13 protein-coding genes and 2 tRNA genes are annotated in these 16,011 nt (G+C 64.2%); 5 read left to right on the top strand and 10 right to left on the bottom strand.

Features of this window, described 5'->3' with window-relative positions; genetic code table 11:
• Nucleotides 1–57: 57 nt before the first annotated feature.
• Together K3165_RS04090 and K3165_RS04085 are read right to left on the bottom strand one after the other, a co-directional pair.
• Nucleotides 58–342 carry an acylphosphatase gene (locus K3165_RS04090; RefSeq protein WP_221547533.1) on the bottom strand — a complete coding sequence of 95 codons (285 nt, stop codon included), beginning with the start codon at nt 340–342 and terminating at the stop codon, nt 58–60.
• Nucleotides 343–379: 37 nt separating this feature from the next.
• A complete protein-coding gene (locus tag K3165_RS04085) occupies nt 380–817 on the bottom strand; it encodes an FKBP-type peptidyl-prolyl cis-trans isomerase (protein ID WP_221547532.1) in 438 nt (145 codons plus the stop codon).
• 203 nt (nt 818–1,020) lie between these two features.
• On the opposite strand from K3165_RS04085, the gene K3165_RS04080 reads away from it, so the two are divergent.
• Nucleotides 1,021–2,139 carry an endonuclease/exonuclease/phosphatase family protein gene (locus K3165_RS04080; RefSeq protein WP_221547531.1) on the top strand — a complete coding sequence of 373 codons (1,119 nt, stop codon included), beginning with the start codon at nt 1,021–1,023 and terminating at the stop codon, nt 2,137–2,139.
• 22 nt (nt 2,140–2,161) lie between these two features.
• Here the strand turns inward: K3165_RS04080 and K3165_RS04075 are convergent, their stop codons facing one another.
• Together K3165_RS04075 and ettA are read right to left on the bottom strand one after the other, a co-directional pair.
• Entirely contained in the window at nt 2,162–3,178 is a 1,017-nt protein-coding gene (locus K3165_RS04075) for a M28 family peptidase (RefSeq protein WP_221547530.1), read from the bottom strand.
• Nucleotides 3,179–3,180: 2 nt separating this feature from the next.
• Nucleotides 3,181–4,854: an energy-dependent translational throttle protein EttA gene (gene ettA, locus K3165_RS04070; protein ID WP_221547529.1), complete on the bottom strand. Its 1,674-nt coding sequence runs from the start codon at nt 4,852–4,854 to the stop codon at nt 3,181–3,183.
• A 123-nt stretch (nt 4,855–4,977) separates the two neighbouring features.
• Here ettA and K3165_RS04065 point away from each other — a divergent pair, with 123 nt between their 5' ends.
• From K3165_RS04065 to K3165_RS04050, 4 genes are all read left to right on the top strand, one after another.
• Entirely contained in the window at nt 4,978–6,153 is a 1,176-nt protein-coding gene (locus K3165_RS04065) for a glycosyltransferase (protein WP_221547528.1), read from the top strand.
• Entirely contained in the window at nt 6,150–7,148 is a 999-nt protein-coding gene (locus K3165_RS04060; protein WP_221547527.1) for a UDP-glucuronic acid decarboxylase family protein, read from the top strand. Before K3165_RS04065 ends, K3165_RS04060 begins: the two co-directional genes overlap by 4 nt.
• Before the next feature lie 39 nt (nt 7,149–7,187).
• Nucleotides 7,188–8,543 (top strand): M20/M25/M40 family metallo-hydrolase, encoded by a 1,356-nt coding sequence (locus tag K3165_RS04055; protein WP_221547526.1) that lies wholly within the window; start codon nt 7,188–7,190, stop codon nt 8,541–8,543.
• Nucleotides 8,544–8,676: 133 nt separating this feature from the next.
• The gene (locus K3165_RS04050) at nt 8,677–9,882 is read left to right on the top strand and encodes a GGDEF domain-containing protein (RefSeq protein ID WP_221547525.1); all 1,206 of its coding nucleotides are present in this window, start codon (nt 8,677–8,679) and stop codon (nt 9,880–9,882) included.
• A 2-nt stretch (nt 9,883–9,884) separates the two neighbouring features.
• Here the strand turns inward: K3165_RS04050 and K3165_RS04045 are convergent, their stop codons facing one another.
• The 6 genes from K3165_RS04045 to K3165_RS04020 form a co-directional block, all read right to left on the bottom strand.
• The gene (locus K3165_RS04045) at nt 9,885–11,030 is read right to left on the bottom strand and encodes a DUF1501 domain-containing protein (RefSeq protein WP_221547524.1); all 1,146 of its coding nucleotides are present in this window, start codon (nt 11,028–11,030) and stop codon (nt 9,885–9,887) included.
• Between the two features lie 2 nt (nt 11,031–11,032).
• A complete protein-coding gene (locus K3165_RS04040; RefSeq protein WP_221547523.1) occupies nt 11,033–12,430 on the bottom strand; it encodes a DUF1800 domain-containing protein in 1,398 nt (465 codons plus the stop codon).
• Between the two features lie 57 nt (nt 12,431–12,487).
• Nucleotides 12,488–13,750 carry an MATE family efflux transporter gene (locus tag K3165_RS04035; protein ID WP_221547522.1) on the bottom strand — a complete coding sequence of 421 codons (1,263 nt, stop codon included), beginning with the start codon at nt 13,748–13,750 and terminating at the stop codon, nt 12,488–12,490.
• Nucleotides 13,751–13,843: 93 nt separating this feature from the next.
• Nucleotides 13,844–13,920: transfer RNA gene (locus K3165_RS04030), tRNA-Pro, on the bottom strand.
• Between the two features lie 33 nt (nt 13,921–13,953).
• Nucleotides 13,954–14,030 (bottom strand) — tRNA-Ile (locus tag K3165_RS04025).
• A 73-nt stretch (nt 14,031–14,103) separates the two neighbouring features.
• Complete coding sequence (locus K3165_RS04020) at nt 14,104–15,795, bottom strand: histidine kinase dimerization/phospho-acceptor domain-containing protein (protein WP_221547521.1); 1,692 nt, start codon at nt 15,793–15,795, stop codon at nt 14,104–14,106.
• Nucleotides 15,796–16,011 lie beyond the last annotated feature (216 nt).

Genomic DNA, 16,011 nt, shown 5'->3' with positions numbered 1-16,011 from the left:
CAGTCCCCTCCCTTGGTCGTCGCTCTAACCAAGGCTGATGACGGCTTGCTTAACGGCTCACCTATCGGATTTCCAGTTGCCTCTCGTGAAACCGGACAAGCTCTGGGATTCAATGATTTGCACGTCGATTCCGGTAGGCCGCGCACGCGGCGGTCCCTCGTGCATGGCTTCTATCATGCGCTCGATGGAGGAGGAATCACCCTCCAGATGGGCCTCGACAGTGCCATCGGGCAGGTTGCGCACCCACCCGGCAAGGCCGAGCGAACGCGCAGTGGCGACGGTCCAGTCGCGATAGAAGACGCCCTGGACCCGCCCGTGGACGATGAGGCGGCGGGCGGTCATCGGATGCGTCCGAAGTTTTCCGCCCGCCGAACTATTGTCAGGCAGCCTGCTTGATTTCGCGCAGGGTGAGCTCGAAGGTCACGTCTTCGCCGGCCAGCGGGTGGTTGCCGTCGACCTTCACCGCCTCTTCGCCGACTTCGACGATGAAGAGCGTCATCGGATTACCGTCGGGAGCCTGTGCCTGAAGCGCCATGCCCGGCTGCGGGGCGGGCTCGGGCGGCAGGTTGGCGCGCGGAATGTCCATGATCAGTTCTTCGCGGCGCGGTCCGAATGCATCGTCGCTGGCGATTGCGACCGTCTGCTGGTCGCCGACTTCCATGCCGGTCAATGCCTGTTCGATCTGCGGGAAGATCTGTCCGCCGCCGAGCTGGATTTCCTGCGGTCCGACCTCTTCGGTATTGCCGACGACCTGGCCGTCACCACGCTTGAGGACGTAGTCGATGGTTACGGTGTCACCGTTGTTGGGAGTGGTCATGAATATCCTTTGAGATTTCGTGTTCGCGGCACTGTCGGTGCCGCATGGAAAGCGCGCCCGCGTACCGGGCGCCTTGCAGGGGGCTCTCGCAATTCGGGCAGGGTTAGTCAAATCGGCGCGCGATTGTGTGGAACTTTGCGGGCTTGCGGCGATAATGCCCCTGTGACCAAGTGAAAAACGCGGTCGGAACAGGGGGAATATTCGTGAGCGAAACGCGCAATCCAACGTGGAAGGTGGCCGGTATCTGGCTGCTGAGGATAGCCGCAATCATGCTGGTTATCGGATCGCTGATGAGTACCACCGATCTCAACCAGTGGTGGATCAGGATCTGGGACTTCCCGCGTATCCAGATCCTTATCGCGATGATCCTCCTCGGGATCGCGCTATGGTTCGTCGATCGTGCCTGGCGCCCATGGCTGCCGGTGGTGCTGGCGGCAGTGAGCATCTGGCAGGTCTATCGGATTGCGCCCTATACACCGCTCGCCCCGGCAGAAGTGGCGCGGGTGTCCCCCGATCAGGCGGCGGGTAATTCCTGTTTCACGTTGCTGACGCTCAACGTCCTGCAAAAAAACCGCGAATACGAGCGCACCATCGACCTCATTCGCCGCGTCGATCCGGATCTCGTCCTTCTGACGGAAACCGACCAGGCATGGGCCGATGCGGTGGCCGGCGTGCTGCAAGATTACCCGGGCCAGATCCAGCGACCGCTCGACAACACCTATGGCATCCTTTTCGCTTCGAAGCTGCCGATGTTCGATGCGGCGATCCAGGACATGGCGCAGGAGGACACGCCTTCGGTCATCGCGACCCTGCGTGCAGGCAATCACAGCTTCCTGATGATCGGCCTGCACCCGCGTCCGCCCAAGCCCAACCAGGATACGGAGGAACGGGATGCCGAGATCGTCGTGGCCGCACGCCGTTCGCGCGAGGTCGGGCTTCCGGTGCTCGCAATCGGCGATTTCAACGACGTCGCATGGTCCGACACGACGAGCCTGTTCAAGGACCTCGGCAGCTTCTTGGACCCGCGCATCGGCAGGGGGACCTATGCCACCTTCCCGGCGGACTATGTCTGGCTGGGCTGGCCGCTCGACCACCTCTTCGTGACCGAGGAATTCCTGCTCGACGAAATGCGCGTCGGCGAGCCAGTCGGTTCCGACCACCGCCCCGTGATCGCCCGCCTGTGCCTCGACCCCGCAGCCGCACGCGGTCGCAACGAAGACGCCGAAGGCCCCAGCGCCGAGGACGAGGCCGAAGCGAACGAGGTAATGGAGGAGTTCAAGGAGGACGAGGCGCAGGATGCTGTGGAGGGCGAGGAGGGCTGACGCCCAAGGGGCGCAAATCCGCTCAGCTACCGGGAGCGCCCATGTCAGCCAGCCAGCCCCTTAGACCCTCGACGACCAGCGCCATGCGCACATAGTCGAGGGTGTCTGCCGTATCGGTCTGCCTGTGATAGTGCGGATTGCGGAATATGGCCGTGTCCGTGACCATGATCGCCGGTATTCCTTGCTCCGAATAGCCCCAGTGATCGGACCAGTCGGTGCCGCGGAACAAGGGCGGCGGGGCCCCGCCTTCCGACGCTATACGGGCCTTCTCTCGAAAACCCCCGATTGCGTCCCTGAGAAAATCCCGGGACGACCATTCGCCGACGAAGGCGACGAAATTGCCGGTATCCGGATATCGGAGCGACAGAGGGAATGGGAAATCCTGCGAACCGGCTTCGTCGGAAAAGTAGCCGATCGACTCGATTGAGATCATGCCGAGGACGCGCGCCGGATCCTCGATCGAGCGCGCATGCACCAGGCTGCCCATTGCATTGGTCTTGAAATAGGGCGGCTCTTCATTGCTGTAGAAGACGAGCTGGAGTTCGATCTCGCTCTTTCCGTCCAGCGCGTCGAGCGAGCGGGCGAGTTCGAGAAGTCCGGCGACACCGCTGGCGTTATCGTCGGCTCCCGGTGCCTTGCCGAAACTGTCGTAATGCGCCCCGATGATGAGCACGGGTGCCCCGTCCCATGCGGGCCTGATCCTCACGATGAGGTTGTCGGCGGGCGACAAGACCTCTTGGCGCGCAACCGAGTAGCCATAGCTCTCCAGCTCTTGCGCCAGATAGGAGGTCGTGCGCTCGATGCTGGAAAGGTCTTCGAGATTGCGGGGGCGTTCGGCCAAGAGCCGAACGTGCTTTTCCAACCGTGCAGGGAGCTGCGTGTCCTCAGGAGCCGCGCGCGGCCCCGAATAGGATTCCCCGGGCGTCGCGGTGCTCCAGTAGAAGCCGAAAACGAGGAGGGAGAGGATCAGGGCGCCCATCGCGAGGAAGAAACGCTTATGCGAAGCGCCCTTCCTCTCGATGTCGTCGACCCAGCTCACTCCTATCGGGTCAGCTTCTTGTACGCCAAGCGGGTCGGACGATCCGCCGCATCGCCCATGCGGCGACGCTTGTCTTCTTCGTAAGCCTCGAAGTTGCCCTCGAACCATTCGACGTGGCTGTCGCCCTCGAAGGCGAGGATGTGCGTTGCGAGACGGTCTAGGAAGAAGCGGTCATGGCTGATGACCACGGCGCAGCCGGCGAAGTTTTCGATCGCCTCTTCCAGCGCGCCCAGCGTTTCCACGTCGAGGTCGTTGGTCGGTTCGTCGAGCAGCAGGACGTTGCCGCCCTCCTTCAGCATCTTGGCCATGTGGACGCGGTTGCGCTCACCGCCCGACAGCTTGCCGACGTTCTTCTGCTGGTCAGCGCCCTTGAAGTTGAACGCGCCGACATAGGCACGGGTCGAGGTGTCGTGGCCATTGACCTTCATGTAGTCGAGGCCGTCCGAAATCTCTTCCCAGACGTTGTTCTTGGGGTTCAAGTGGTCGCGGCTCTGGTCGACATAGCCGAGGTGGACGGTCGAGCCGATTTCGACCGTGCCGCTGTCGGGTTCTTCCTTGCCGGTCAGGATCTTGAACAGCGTGGACTTGCCCGCGCCGTTCGGGCCGATCACGCCGACGATGCCGCCCGGGGGCAGCATGAAGGAGAGGTTTTCGAATAGCAGCTTGTCGCCATAGGCCTTGGAGATGTTCTTGGCCTCGATGACCTTGCCGCCGAGACGCTCGGGCACCTGGATGACGATCTGCGCCTTGCCGGGCTTGCGGTCCTTCTGGCTCTCCTGCAGTTCCTCGAACTTGCGGATACGCGCCTTGGACTTGGTCTGGCGCGCGCTGGGCGTCTGCCGGATCCATTCGAGTTCGCGCGAAAGGGCCTTCGAACGGCCGCTTTCCTCGCGCGCTTCCTGCTCGAGGCGCTTGGCCTTCTTTTCGAGGTAGGTCGAGTAGTTGCCTTCGTAGGGGTAGTACGAACCACGGTCGAGTTCGAGGATCCACTCCACCACATTGTCGAGGAAGTAGCGGTCATGGGTGATCATCAACACCGCACCCGCATAATCCTTGAGGTGGTTTTCGAGCCACTGGACGGATTCCGCGTCGAGGTGGTTGGTCGGCTCGTCCAGCAGCAGGATGGAAGGCTTCTGGATCAGCAGGCGGGTGAGCGCGACGCGGCGCTTTTCACCACCCGACAGGTCGGTCACGGGCCAGTCACCCGGAGGGCAACGCAGCGCTTCCATCGCGACTTCGAGCTGGTTGTCCAGCGTCCAGCCGTCGACCGCGTCGATCTTGTCCTGCAGTTCGGCCATCTCGGTGCTGAGCGCGTCGAAATCGGCGTCTTCCTCGGCCATTTCCATGCCGATCGCATTGAAGCGTTCGACCATGTCGGCGATCTCGCGCGCGCCGTCCTTGACGTTTTCGAGCACGGTCTTGCTCTCGTCGAGCTCGGGCTCCTGCTCGAGGTAGCCGACAGTGATGTTCTCGCCCGGCCATGCCTCGCCGGTGAAGTCTTTGTCGATGCCGGCCATGATCTTGATCAGCGTCGACTTACCCGCACCGTTCGGACCCACGATGCCGATCTTGGCACCCTGGTAGAACTGCAGGTTGATATTGCTGAGCACCGGCTTCTGGGCACCGGGGAAAGTCTTGGTCATGTCCTTCATGACGAAGGCGTATTGCGCGGCCATCGGGCGAATCCTTGAATCGATCTTGCGAGAATGGGAGAGTTGGTGGGGCAGATAGTGGCACGGTGCCCTCGGGGCAAGGTGGCACTGGCATTTGGCAACCGGCTAGCCTAGGCGAATTTCGCAATGAGCGAGAAGCCGGGTCAGTCAGGGAAATTGCCGCAGGTCGCGATCCTGTTTTCGCAGTTCGCCGCCTATCATGTCGACCGCGTAGAAGCGGCCGCACGGCGGCTGAAGGGCAGGGCAGAGGTGCTGGCGGTAGAATATGCCACCACCAGCGCGACTTATGCGTGGGAGCCTGCCGAGGGCATCGAGCAGGCGCGGCACATCACGCTGTTTCCCGGCAAGAGCTATGACGAGGTTGGCCACCTAGCGCGCTATCGCGCCGCGATGAAGGCGCTGCGCGGAGCCGACATGGTCTGCGTGGGAGTACCTTACTCGGAACGCGACATCATCGCGCTCTCGTGGCGCATGGCGGCAGCGGGCAAGCGCATGGTCATGATGACCGAGAGCAAGTTCGACGATTTTCCCCGTGTATTGGCACGCGAGACGGCGAAGGCGAGGGTGCTCTCGCCCTACAGGGCGGCCATCGTTGGAGGTCTGAGACAGCGCGATTATCTGAGGTTCTTGGGCTTCGGGGACAAGCCGATCCTGCCGGGCTACGACACCGTCGGCCTCGACCGTATCCGCGAGCAGGGCGGCAGTGAGGCGGTGCGCTTCGAGGACCGCGATTTCCTTTTCGTCGGGCGCTTCGTGGAGAAGAAGAACCTTTCGGCGCTGCTGGCCGGATATGCGCGCTACCGCGAGCTTGCGGGCAAAGCTGCGCGCAAACTCGTGCTCGCTGGCGACGGTGAACTGGCCAACCAGCTGAAAGCGCAGGCAGGCGAAGGGGTGGAGTTCACCGGCTTCCTGCGCGCCGAGGACGTGTCGAAGCGGCTGGCGCGCTCGCTCGCGCTGTGCCTCGTCAGTACCGAAGAACAGTGGGGGCTTGTCGTGAACGAGGCGGCGGCATTCGGCGTCCCCGCCATCGTCAGCCACGCGGTCGGCTCGCGCGATGCGCTCGTGCGCAATGCGGTGACTGGTTACGTGGTCGAGCCGCAATCGGTGGAAAGCATCGCACGCTCGATGCTGGCGCTTTCGCAGAGCGAACAGGCATGGCAACGCTATTCGGACGCAACGTCTGAGCGCGCGCATCTAGGCGATACCGAACGCTTCGCCGATGCTGTGGAAGCCTTGTTCGACCCGGCAAGCGAAGGCGCCGTGCGAGCGCAGAAATTCTGGCAGGAGATTTCCGAGACATGAGTGATGCGAAACCGGGCGCTCTGGCGCGCTATTCGCTGACCAAGCGCGTGCTGGTGACGGGCGGGGCGGGGTTCCTCGGCTCGCACCTGTGCGACCGCCTGCTTGCCGAGGGGCACGAAGTCCTGTGCGTCGATAACTTCTTCACCGGCGCGCGCGCGAATATCGCGCACCTGCTCGGCCACGAGCGTTTCGAACTGTTGCGCCATGACATAACGATGCCGCTGTCCGTCGAGGTGGACGAGATCTACAATTTCGCCTGTCCGGCCTCGCCGATCCATTACCAGTTCGACCCGGTCCAGACGACCAAGACCAGCGTCATCGGCGCGATCAACATGCTTGGCCTCGCCAAGCGGCTGAGGGTGCCGATCCTCCAGGCCTCGACCAGCGAGGTTTATGGCGACCCGGAAATCCATCCCCAGACCGAGGACTACTGGGGCAACGTCAATCCGATCGGCCCGCGCTCCTGCTATGACGAGGGCAAGCGCTGCGCGGAGACGCTATTCTTCGACTATCGCCGCCAGCACAACCTCCCGATCAAGGTCGTTCGTATCTTCAACACCTATGGTCCGCGTATGCATCCGAACGACGGGCGCGTGGTGTCGAACTTCATCCTGCAGGCCTTGCGCGGCGAGGACATCACCATTTTCGGTGACGGCGAGCAGACGCGCAGCTTCTGCTATGTCGACGACCTGATCGACGGCTGCGTGCGCATGATGGACACCGACGCCGACACGACCGGTCCGGTGAATATCGGCAATGAGGGCGAGTATTCGATGCTCGAACTGGCCGAGAGCGTGCTCGACATCGTCGGCGGCAAGTCGAAGCTGGTGCACAAGCCGCTCCCGCAGGACGATCCGCGGCGCCGCAAGCCGGACACTACGCTCGCACGCGAGATGCTCGGCTGGGAAGCGACCACGAAACTGCGCGACGGCCTTGCGAAAACCATCGAGTATTTCGAGCAAAGCGGACACGCGGACGCCAGCCGGAGCGATTGAGGCTTGGCATAGCCGCTGGCGCTGTTAGCAAGCGCCGCCATGAACAAGTCGCTCCTCGCGCTCGCCGCGCTTTCGCTTTCCGTCCCTGCCTACGCCGACCGCGCCGACGATGCGCTCGAAAGCGACACGATCGCCTGGGATTTCGTCGAAGGGATCACCACCGAGGTCGGTCCGCGTATGCCGGGCACCGAGCAGGAAGCGCGCGGGCGGGTCTGGGCGATGGAATGGCTGCGCGTCAACGGCTTTGCCAATATCGCCGACGAGCCTTTCGACATGCCGACCTGGGTTCGCGGAATCGAAACCGCCGAGGTGACCGCGCCTTTCGCGCAGCCGATGGCGATCACCGCGCTCTCGACTACGACGTCCACCGGACCCGACGGGATCGAGGCCGAAGTGGTCTATTTCGCGAGCTATGCCGATCTCGTGGCCGCTGAAGACGGCAGTCTTGACGGCAAGATCGCCTTCGTCAGCCACGACATGCGCGCGGCACAGGATGGCTCGCACTACGGTTTCGCAGGGCCCGCACGCTGGACCGCGCCGTCGCTGGCAGCTAGCAAGGGCGCGCTGGCCACGGTGATCCGCTCGGTCGGCACCGACAGCCACCGCGTTCCGCACACCGGTACCACGACCTTTGCCGATGGAGTGACACCGACCCCGGCAGGCGCGCTGTCCAATCCCGATGCCGACAATCTCGAGCGCATGTTCGAGCGCGCAGATGGCCAGCCGATCCGCATGAAGCTGGTCATGACCCCGCGCGATCTCGGCACGACGCGCAGCGGCAATGTCGTGGGCGAGATCGTCGGACGCGATCCTTCGCTTCCCCCCGTGCTGCTCGCCTGCCACCTCGACAGCTGGGACCTCGGTACCGGCGCGATCGACGATGGCGCGGGCTGCGGCATTATTGCGGCAGCAGCCAAGCACGTGGCAGCAGAAGGCCAGCCGCTGCGCACGATCCGTCTCCTCTTCGCAGGGGCTGAGGAGACCGGCCTCTGGGGTTCGAAGGCCTATGCCGAAGCCCATCTCGACGACCCGGTCTATGTCGGCCTCGAAAGCGATTTCGGTGCCGACCGCATCTGGCGCCTTGAAAGCAACTTCACCGCCAGCGATCCGGCACTTTACCGCGATCTGGCCGCTGCGGTCGGCCGCTTCGGCGTTGCGCCAAGCCGCATCGTTGCGAGCGGCGGTGCGGATCTCAACCTTGTACGCGAGCAGGGCGGTCCGTTGATCGACCTGCAGCAGGACGGCACGCGCTATTTCGACCTGCATCACACGGCGGACGATACGCTGGACAAGATCGATCCCGTCCAGCTGCGCCAGAATGTGGCCGTCTGGACCGCCGTCGTGGGCGTGCTTGCCAACCGCGAAGAGCCGGTCTTGATGCCCGACGCGGAATGAACCCGTTACATATGTGACTGGTTTGCAATAGTAAGAACACATAGCGCGGGCGGGACTTGTAACCGCGCGACACCCTAAGTACCCGTTAACCTTCTCTGCCTAATAGGGGGCAAAGGAGGTTCGGGGCGGAACCATGAGAGAACAGATTATCGGCTTGATCACGCCCACCATGGCGGTGGTCTTCATGCTCGTGTTCCTGGTGATGTGGAACCGCGGGAAGATGGGCAATTACGTGCTCGCTTTCGCCGCGTCCTACCTGTTTTTCTGCATCGGGTTCGCGGCAACGCACCTGCTCGACACCAGCACCCTCTACATCTTTCATGTAACCCAGTTCTTCTACACGCTATCGACCGTCAGCGCCCTGTGGGGCCTCGCGATGCGTGTGGGCCAGCCGCCCTATCTGGGCGTGCAACTGACCATTTACGGCCTTTCCGCGACTACGCTGGCAATCGCCGTGGTCCTCTCGACCGACATCGCTCCGCGCCTGATTATCGTCAACACCGGCTATGGGGCCATGTACCTGATCGGCGTGATGACGCTGCTCGGTGCACATCAGCGCGAAGCGATCGACAAGCTGATCATCGCCGTACAGGCCCTGCTGGCTGCGCAGTTCCTGATCCGCCCCGTGCTGACGCTGCTGGCCGAATCCTCGATTGCGGCGGATTCCTATCGGGAATCGATCTACTATTCGGTCGTGAACCTGTCGCTTTCGCTGATTTCGCTTGTTGCGGCGATGGTTCTGGTCGGCGCCTGCGTCTACGACCAGATCAGGGCAGTGCGCGAGCGCGCCGAAATGGACATGCTCACCGGACTGAGGACGCGCCGCGCGTTCGAGCAGGACGTCGTCGCACAGATCGAGAAGGCGAAGCAGGAAGGCATTCCGGTCTCGCTCGTCGTCGCCGATATCGACCACTTCAAGTCGGTCAACGACGTCTGGGGACACCAGGTCGGCGACAAGGCGATCGCGGCTTTCGGCCGGGTAATCGAAGATACGATCCGCGACACCGACATCGCCGGGCGCATCGGCGGCGAGGAATTCTGCGTCCTTGCCTGGAACTGCGAAGGCGATGCAGCCGTCGCGATGGCGGAACGCATCCGCAAGAAGTTCGGCGCGGCACAGGTCGACGGCATGCCCGAAGACCACCGCCTTACGGCAAGCTTCGGTGTGGCCGGGCGCAAGGAAGGCGAAGGCTATGGCAAGCTCTTCGCCCGTACCGACGCGGCACTCTACAGGGCCAAGGAAGAGGGACGCAACCGCACCCTGCGCGATGGCGACCAGCGCCGCGCGAAAGCCAGCGTCACACCGATCCCGACTGCGAACAACCAGAAGCGGGCGTAAGCCTAGGCGATCAGACCCTCTGTCGGGCGATCCGTCCGGCCGGGATAGAGCGAGCGCATGACCCTTTCGGCATCCAGTCCGAAGTGGCTTGCCAGCGCGCCCGAGGTAAGCGCTTCAAGCGACATGGTCGGCTTGAGGTCGCGCCCTTCGTAAAGCTGCGCAGGAGCAAGGCCCGGCCAGTCGGCCATCACGCGGCCTCCCCTGACGGCGCCGCCAAGCAGCAGCGCAGCGCTGCCGGTACCGTGATCGGTGCCGTTGGTGCCGTTGATCGCCACGGTCCGGCCGAACTCGGTCACCACCAGAACCAGCGTATCGTCCCAGACAGGACCTATTCCGGTGCGGAATGCTTCCATCAGGCCATCGAACTGGGTGAGGCGGCGCTGCAGCATACCAAGCTGGTTGGCGTGACTGTCCCATCCGGCCAGGTCCATCATCACGACGCGTGCACCTTGCGGGTCGGCCAGCATGCGCGCAGCGAGCGTTCCGGCATCGCGTGCCCGGCCGAGCGAATCCATGTCGGACGCATCGGCAATCGCCTCCGTCTGGCGTGCCTGTTGCCACAGACCGGCCAGCTGCGGATCGCCGGCATAGAGATCGGGTAGCCGGTCGAGTAGCGCTTCGCTGGCCTTGGGCAGCGTCGTCGGTGCGTAAGTGGAAGCAGGGTTCGAACCGCGCAGCGCCAGCGGCAGGGCCGAGGCCAGCGCAATGGCCGGGCTTTCGCTCCCTTCCAGCAGGCCGAGGAAGCGGTTGAGGAAGCCGTCCCGCCTCTCGAACGGCCGAATGCCGCCGGTCTCGAGCAGGTTCTGCGCATCGAAATGCGAACGCTCGCGATAGCTTGTCGCCACCGCATGGACCAGCAGGGCATCGCCGGCGCCATAGAGGCGGCCCGTCTCTGCGAGTGCCGGATGCAGCGCGAATGTGCCGTCCAGCTTCGGCGCATCGGCATAGGTGTCGAGCCATTTCGCCCGTGCGGTACGGAACGCGGGATCGGCAAGCGGTGCGGCAAGGGCAAGACCGTCGGTCGCCCCGCGCATCACGAGGACCAGCAGGCGCTTCTCGCCAGCGGTCCGGGCAAAAGCCATACGCGGACCGAGCGATGCCGCAGCAAGGGCGGCGCTTCCGGCAAGCATTGTCCGTCTGTCGATCATGCTCACCTCCTCATCATCTCGGGTGAAACGAGCAGGAGCGCGAAGCCCATCTCGTTGCTTTCTGCCCAGCGTACCGACTGGCGGGTCGTGTCCGACAGCGAGCCGGGGAACATTGCCTCGGCAAGGTCGCGGACATCCTCCAGCCGCAAGAGATCGGCGACGCGTTCGGCCGCCTCGACCCTGCGATAGAGGGCATTGGCTCCGGCCCAGGTCGCCTCGCGGTCGTCCCATCCGGCAGGAGAGCCCGGCTGCCACGCCTGCTGGCCAAGCTCGCGCAGCATGATGGCGAACTGGCGGTCTGCCAGTTTCATCTCGCCTCCGGCACGCAGCAGGCCGACCGCCCATTCCCAGGGCTGGCGGAACTTGACCGGCTGTTCGGCCCACGTCTCGGGTGCATCGATCAGCGCTTCGTAAACCTTGGGCAGATGCCCGCCGCTTTCCGCAAAGGCCTTCGCCAGCCTGTCGATGAGGCTTTCGGGCGGCGCGTCGCCTGCAAAGTGGCGTGCGAGCTTGGTCGCAATGAAGCGCGCGGTCGACGGATGGACCGCAAGGTCGTCGAGTATATCGAGGGCCTGGCCTGCGCCCGTGTCGCGGTAGCTGCGGCCCATGATAGTTCGCATACCGGGCTCGTGGATGTAGTCGAAGAATGCCGCGCCGCCGGACTGCGGCGTGGCGCGGGCAGCGGCAGGAAGGCCCTGCATCGTCCAGCCGGTCAGCGCGCGTGCCAGTTCCTTCACGTCTTCCTGCGTATAGCCGCCATCGACCCCCAGCGTGTGGAGCTCGAGGATTTCGCGACCGAGGTTTTCGTTCAGGCCCCTCTCGGGCCGGCCGCGGCGTTCGCGCATTGCTGCCGCCCGGCTGTTGGGGCCCTGCGACTGCCACTGGTCGAGATAGACCAGCATCGCCGAATGCAGCGAGGCAGCCTTGAGCAGGTCGCCGAAATAACCGGTAACGTGCGGCCGGATAGCGCCGAATTCATACGGCCCGACGAGCAAGGGGACCTGCGCCTTGTCCGTCGATACCGCGAAATGGTTCGACCAGAAATGGACTATGCGCTCCATGAAGGGCGTATCGCTCTCAAGTGCCAGCCTGCCGCGTAGTGCGATGTCTGCGACCAGGCTGCGCCTCACATCCTGCTGGCGCTCCTTGCTCATCATCGCCGCGGCTTCGGGATCGTCGGCGTCTTCGCGAGCAGCGTTGCGCATGGCGCGAAAATCGGCGGTATCGGCAATTACGCGCGCGACCTCTTCACCATCGACTGCCCTCCCGGCCAGCGCCTTGGGAGAGGGTTCGTAATCGGCAATCTGGCGCTTGAGCCAGCCGCGCGGATCCTGCGGCAGCGCGTCTCCGCGGCGATAGCCGAGGCCGAAACGGTTGAGGGCGATCGATTGAGGGGTCACGGGACTGCAGTCGGCTCCTTGGCTGTGCAACGCATGGCGCCGCGATGTGTCCCCCTGTTACGCCATCCGGGATAGGAGGCGCGGCATGAATGCCAGCTGTAGTCCGGCGCGGGCGATTAGAAAGGCTGTGAACGACAACCACAAGCCGTGATTGCCCATCGGCCATGTCAGCCACAGGGCAAGGGCATAGATCGCGAAGGCGCCGAGCATCGTAAGCAGCAATGCGCGGGTCCAGCTTGCGCCCACGAAGACGCCGTCGAAGACGAAGCCTGCCACGCCTGCAAAGGGGATCACGATGAGCCAGGGCCCGAGCTCCTGCGCGACCTCGCGCACGTCGTCGGTGGCTGCGAAGCTGGCGAGGATCGGGTCGGCAAGTATGGCGAAGCCGATCGCGACTAGCCCCGCCGTCGCCATCCCGCGCAGCATGATCGCGCGCACATAGGCGGCGAAGCCCTTGCGATCGTCTGCGCCCGCACGCTCGCCATTGAGGACTTGCGCTGCGTTCTCGAACCCGTCGAGCAGCAGCGCGGTGAAGACGAACAGCTGGTAGATGATCCCGTTCGCCGCGAGCACCACTGCTCCGCGTTCTGCCGAAAGGCGTGTGAGCCCGGCCAGCGCGATCATCAGGATTACCGTGCGCAGGAAGAGGTCGCGATTGACCGAGAGGAAGGGGCGCAATTCGGAGAAGCGGGCAATGCCGCCCTGCCGCGCGCGGTCCACCAGCGCCTTGCCGGAAACACCGCCTAGAAGCAGCGCTGCCACGGCGACAAGCTTGGCGTACTCGGCGATGAAGCTCGACCAGCCGATCCCCGCGATACCCCAGTCGAGGCCGAGGACGAACCACAGGCCAAGCCCGACATTGAGGAGGTTGTAAGCGACCTCGATCACCAGCACGGTCTTCATTCGCCGCTGCCCGACGAGGAAACCGATGGCGGCAAAATTCGCCATGACGGCCGGCGCGCTCCAGTAGCGGATATCCGCGTAGACACCTGCAGCGCTGCGCACCTCGCCCTCGGCACCCAGCGCATCGAGCAGCAGCGGCAGCAGGACCGGCTTGGCAAGGATGAGCAGGGCGGCGATTGCCAGTCCGACCAGCAATCCGCGCAGCAGCACGGCGGCCTGCTCGGACAAACCGCTGCGAGTGCCGGCCTGCGCGACCAGCCCCGTGGTGCCGGTCTTGAGGAAGTTCATGACGGTGAACAGCACGGCGAAAAGCCTCGCGCCCACGTCGACCGCGCCCTGCGTCGGCGCATCGCCAAGCTGGCCGACGATCCACATGTCGCCTATGCCGATCATAGCCGTGGCGACGTTGGTGACCATTGCGGGCAGGGCGATCGCCCATATTGCGCGCTTGTCGATTGCTGCGGGATTGGCCGTGGAGGTCAGGTCTTGCTCCTCACACTAATATCGACGTGGTCGGGGAGACTGGATTCGAACCAGCGACCCCCTGTACCCAAAACAGGTGCGCTACCAGGCTGCGCCACTCCCCGACTTGACGTCGATATATTACCGGACCCGACGGTTGGTAGGCCCGGCAGGACTCGAACCCGCGACCTAGCCGTTATGAGCGGCCAGCTCTAACCAACTGAGCTACGGGCCCCCGCCATCCGTCCGGCGAAGCTGCCGCCTAGCCTCGCCATGGCGCGAGGGCAAGCGGCGAGATGCCGCATTGCTCAGCCTGATGCGTTTTCCGGGCTGAAAGCGGCGTCCTGGGCGGTGAGAAGCGGCAGCGAGAGCACCAGCCGGTCGCCCACGCGCACGAGTTCACCGCCTGCAACCCGTGCCTCGGCCCGGGCAAGGCGCAGCGAGAAGCCGGCGCCGAAAATGCCAGCGCTCAGCGCACCGCCGGCGGGCCGGGTCTCGACCGCGAAGATGTTCTCTGCTTCGCGCAAGGATGCGGGCAGGCTCGTGGCGAGTTCGACCTGGTCGCCTTCCGTGACCAGCTGGAGCGCCACTGTCTCTCCGGCAGCGACTGCGCCTGCAATCGTGGCGAGCAGGCGCCAGCACAGCATTTCCGCTTCCGACTGGGCGAGGGCGAGCGGTGCGCGGCCTTCGCCGAGCTTTGCGTCGAAGCGCGCGACACGAGGACTAAGGACGGTCTGGAGCTGGCTGACCTGCTTGCGAACGATGGCCGCAAAATCGGCCTCGCCGCTCTCGAGATCTAGCGCGCCGACTTCCAGCTTTGCGAGGCGGTCGAGCTCGTCGAAGCCGGCGAGGATATGTGCGGAATCCCCCGCAATGGTCGCGGCCAGCGAGCGGTATTCGTGCGGGACGGGGCCGATCATCTGCTGCTGGATGATCTCGGCATAACCCTGCATCGCGTTGACCGGCGTGCGCAGCTCGTGAAGCAGCTGGCGCAGGCGGTCGGCTTCCGCCTCGCGCCGGTCGGCCTCGTCGCTGACGGCGCGGCGAAAGCGGCCGACATAGCCGAAGAACCGGCCTTCGCCGCGGGTGAAGCGCGGTGCGGCATCGACTATCCAGTCGCCTTCGATCCGTGTCGCCCCGCGCAGGGTGACGCGCGAAGCGTCGAGCGGCTGGCGGCGCTGGATGGCCGCTGCGATCGTGTCCGAGCCCAGCGCGGCGAGATCGATGCCGACCACCATCGATGCGATCCGTTCTTCGGCCCAGTTTACCCGGCCTTCCGAATCGGCGGCGAAGAGGAAGTGGCCGAGCGGCTCTTTCGCTTCCTCGTCGACAGCCTCTCCAAGCGGCAGGCGCGGTGCCTCTGTTCGCGATGTCTCACCGCTGCGGGCCTTGCGGAAGGTCTCGATCCGGTCGACCAGCGCGCGTACGTCATCCTTGCCGGGGGCAGTGCGCGGTGCAGGCTCGGCCGGTTCGGCTTCTACCGCGGGCTCGGCGTCGGGCTCGGGTGTTTCTGCCTCCGGTTCGGGCGGCGCGATTTCGTCGATCAGCTCGAAAGGTTCGGGTTCGGGCAGGGCGCGGTCGCTTACGCCCAAGCGGTCGAGAATGCGTTCGGCCTCCACCGGCAGGTCCTTGCGGTGGCGCAGGAAGCCGCGTGCCCGGATCGGCAGCTTGGGAATGATCTCTTCCCATTCCGCCGCGGTCAGCTGTGCACGGTAAAGCGCGGCTGCGGCAATCTGCGGATGCGCCTCACCGAACCATTTCACAAGTTCGGGATTGCGGAAGCGCCAGCCGCTTTCGCCGACCATCTTCGCCCTGTCGACGACCGAAATCATCTCGCCCAGCGCGATCAGGCGAAGGTAGGAGGCTGCTTTCAGCGCCTTGTCGCCGGCCTGCGGACGCTCGCCCAACAGGTCGATGAGCTGGCGGAACTGTGTCTTCGCGGCACGCTCGCTGGCTGCGCGGATGCGCAGCACCGTGGCGAGGCGGTCGTCGAAGTGCATTCGTAATTAGTCCTTCAAGGGCGGAAATTCGCAGAATCAGGCATGCCACAGGCACATTCACCCTTGGACAATGAGCATGGTTAAGTGCGCATTGACCATCGCTGGATTCTGCTGCGTTGCAATGTGGGACAATTGCTGGCAAAGATAATAATGTTAGCCAATCGGTTGGTTGCGCCTTTTCAACATTTCATATGTGCGCACCGCAAGCCTTGGCCC

The organism is Qipengyuania xiamenensis, from assembly GCF_019711495.1.
Classification (GTDB): domain Bacteria; phylum Pseudomonadota; class Alphaproteobacteria; order Sphingomonadales; family Sphingomonadaceae; genus Qipengyuania; species Qipengyuania xiamenensis.
The sequence above is the reverse complement of the archived record's forward strand: the minus strand, read 5'-3'. Positions and strand labels throughout refer to the sequence as shown.

Coding starts and splice junctions, on each gene's coding strand:
- K3165_RS04090 (WP_221547533.1), bottom strand. CDS start 342: ATGACCGCCCGCCGCCTCATCGTCCACGGGCGGGTCCAGGGCGTCTTC.
- K3165_RS04085 (WP_221547532.1), bottom strand. CDS start 817: ATGACCACTCCCAACAACGGTGACACCGTAACCATCGACTACGTCCTC.
- ettA (WP_221547529.1), bottom strand. CDS start 4,854: ATGGCCGCGCAATACGCCTTCGTCATGAAGGACATGACCAAGACTTTC.
- K3165_RS04065 (WP_221547528.1), top strand. CDS start 4,978: ATGAGCGAGAAGCCGGGTCAGTCAGGGAAATTGCCGCAGGTCGCGATC.
- K3165_RS04060 (WP_221547527.1), top strand. CDS start 6,150: ATGAGTGATGCGAAACCGGGCGCTCTGGCGCGCTATTCGCTGACCAAG.
- K3165_RS04055 (WP_221547526.1), top strand. CDS start 7,188: ATGAACAAGTCGCTCCTCGCGCTCGCCGCGCTTTCGCTTTCCGTCCCT.
- K3165_RS04050 (WP_221547525.1), top strand. CDS start 8,677: ATGAGAGAACAGATTATCGGCTTGATCACGCCCACCATGGCGGTGGTC.
- K3165_RS04045 (WP_221547524.1), bottom strand. CDS start 11,030: ATGATCGACAGACGGACAATGCTTGCCGGAAGCGCCGCCCTTGCTGCG.
- K3165_RS04035 (WP_221547522.1), bottom strand. CDS start 13,750: ATGGTCACCAACGTCGCCACGGCTATGATCGGCATAGGCGACATGTGG.
- K3165_RS04020 (WP_221547521.1), bottom strand. CDS start 15,795: ATGCACTTCGACGACCGCCTCGCCACGGTGCTGCGCATCCGCGCAGCC.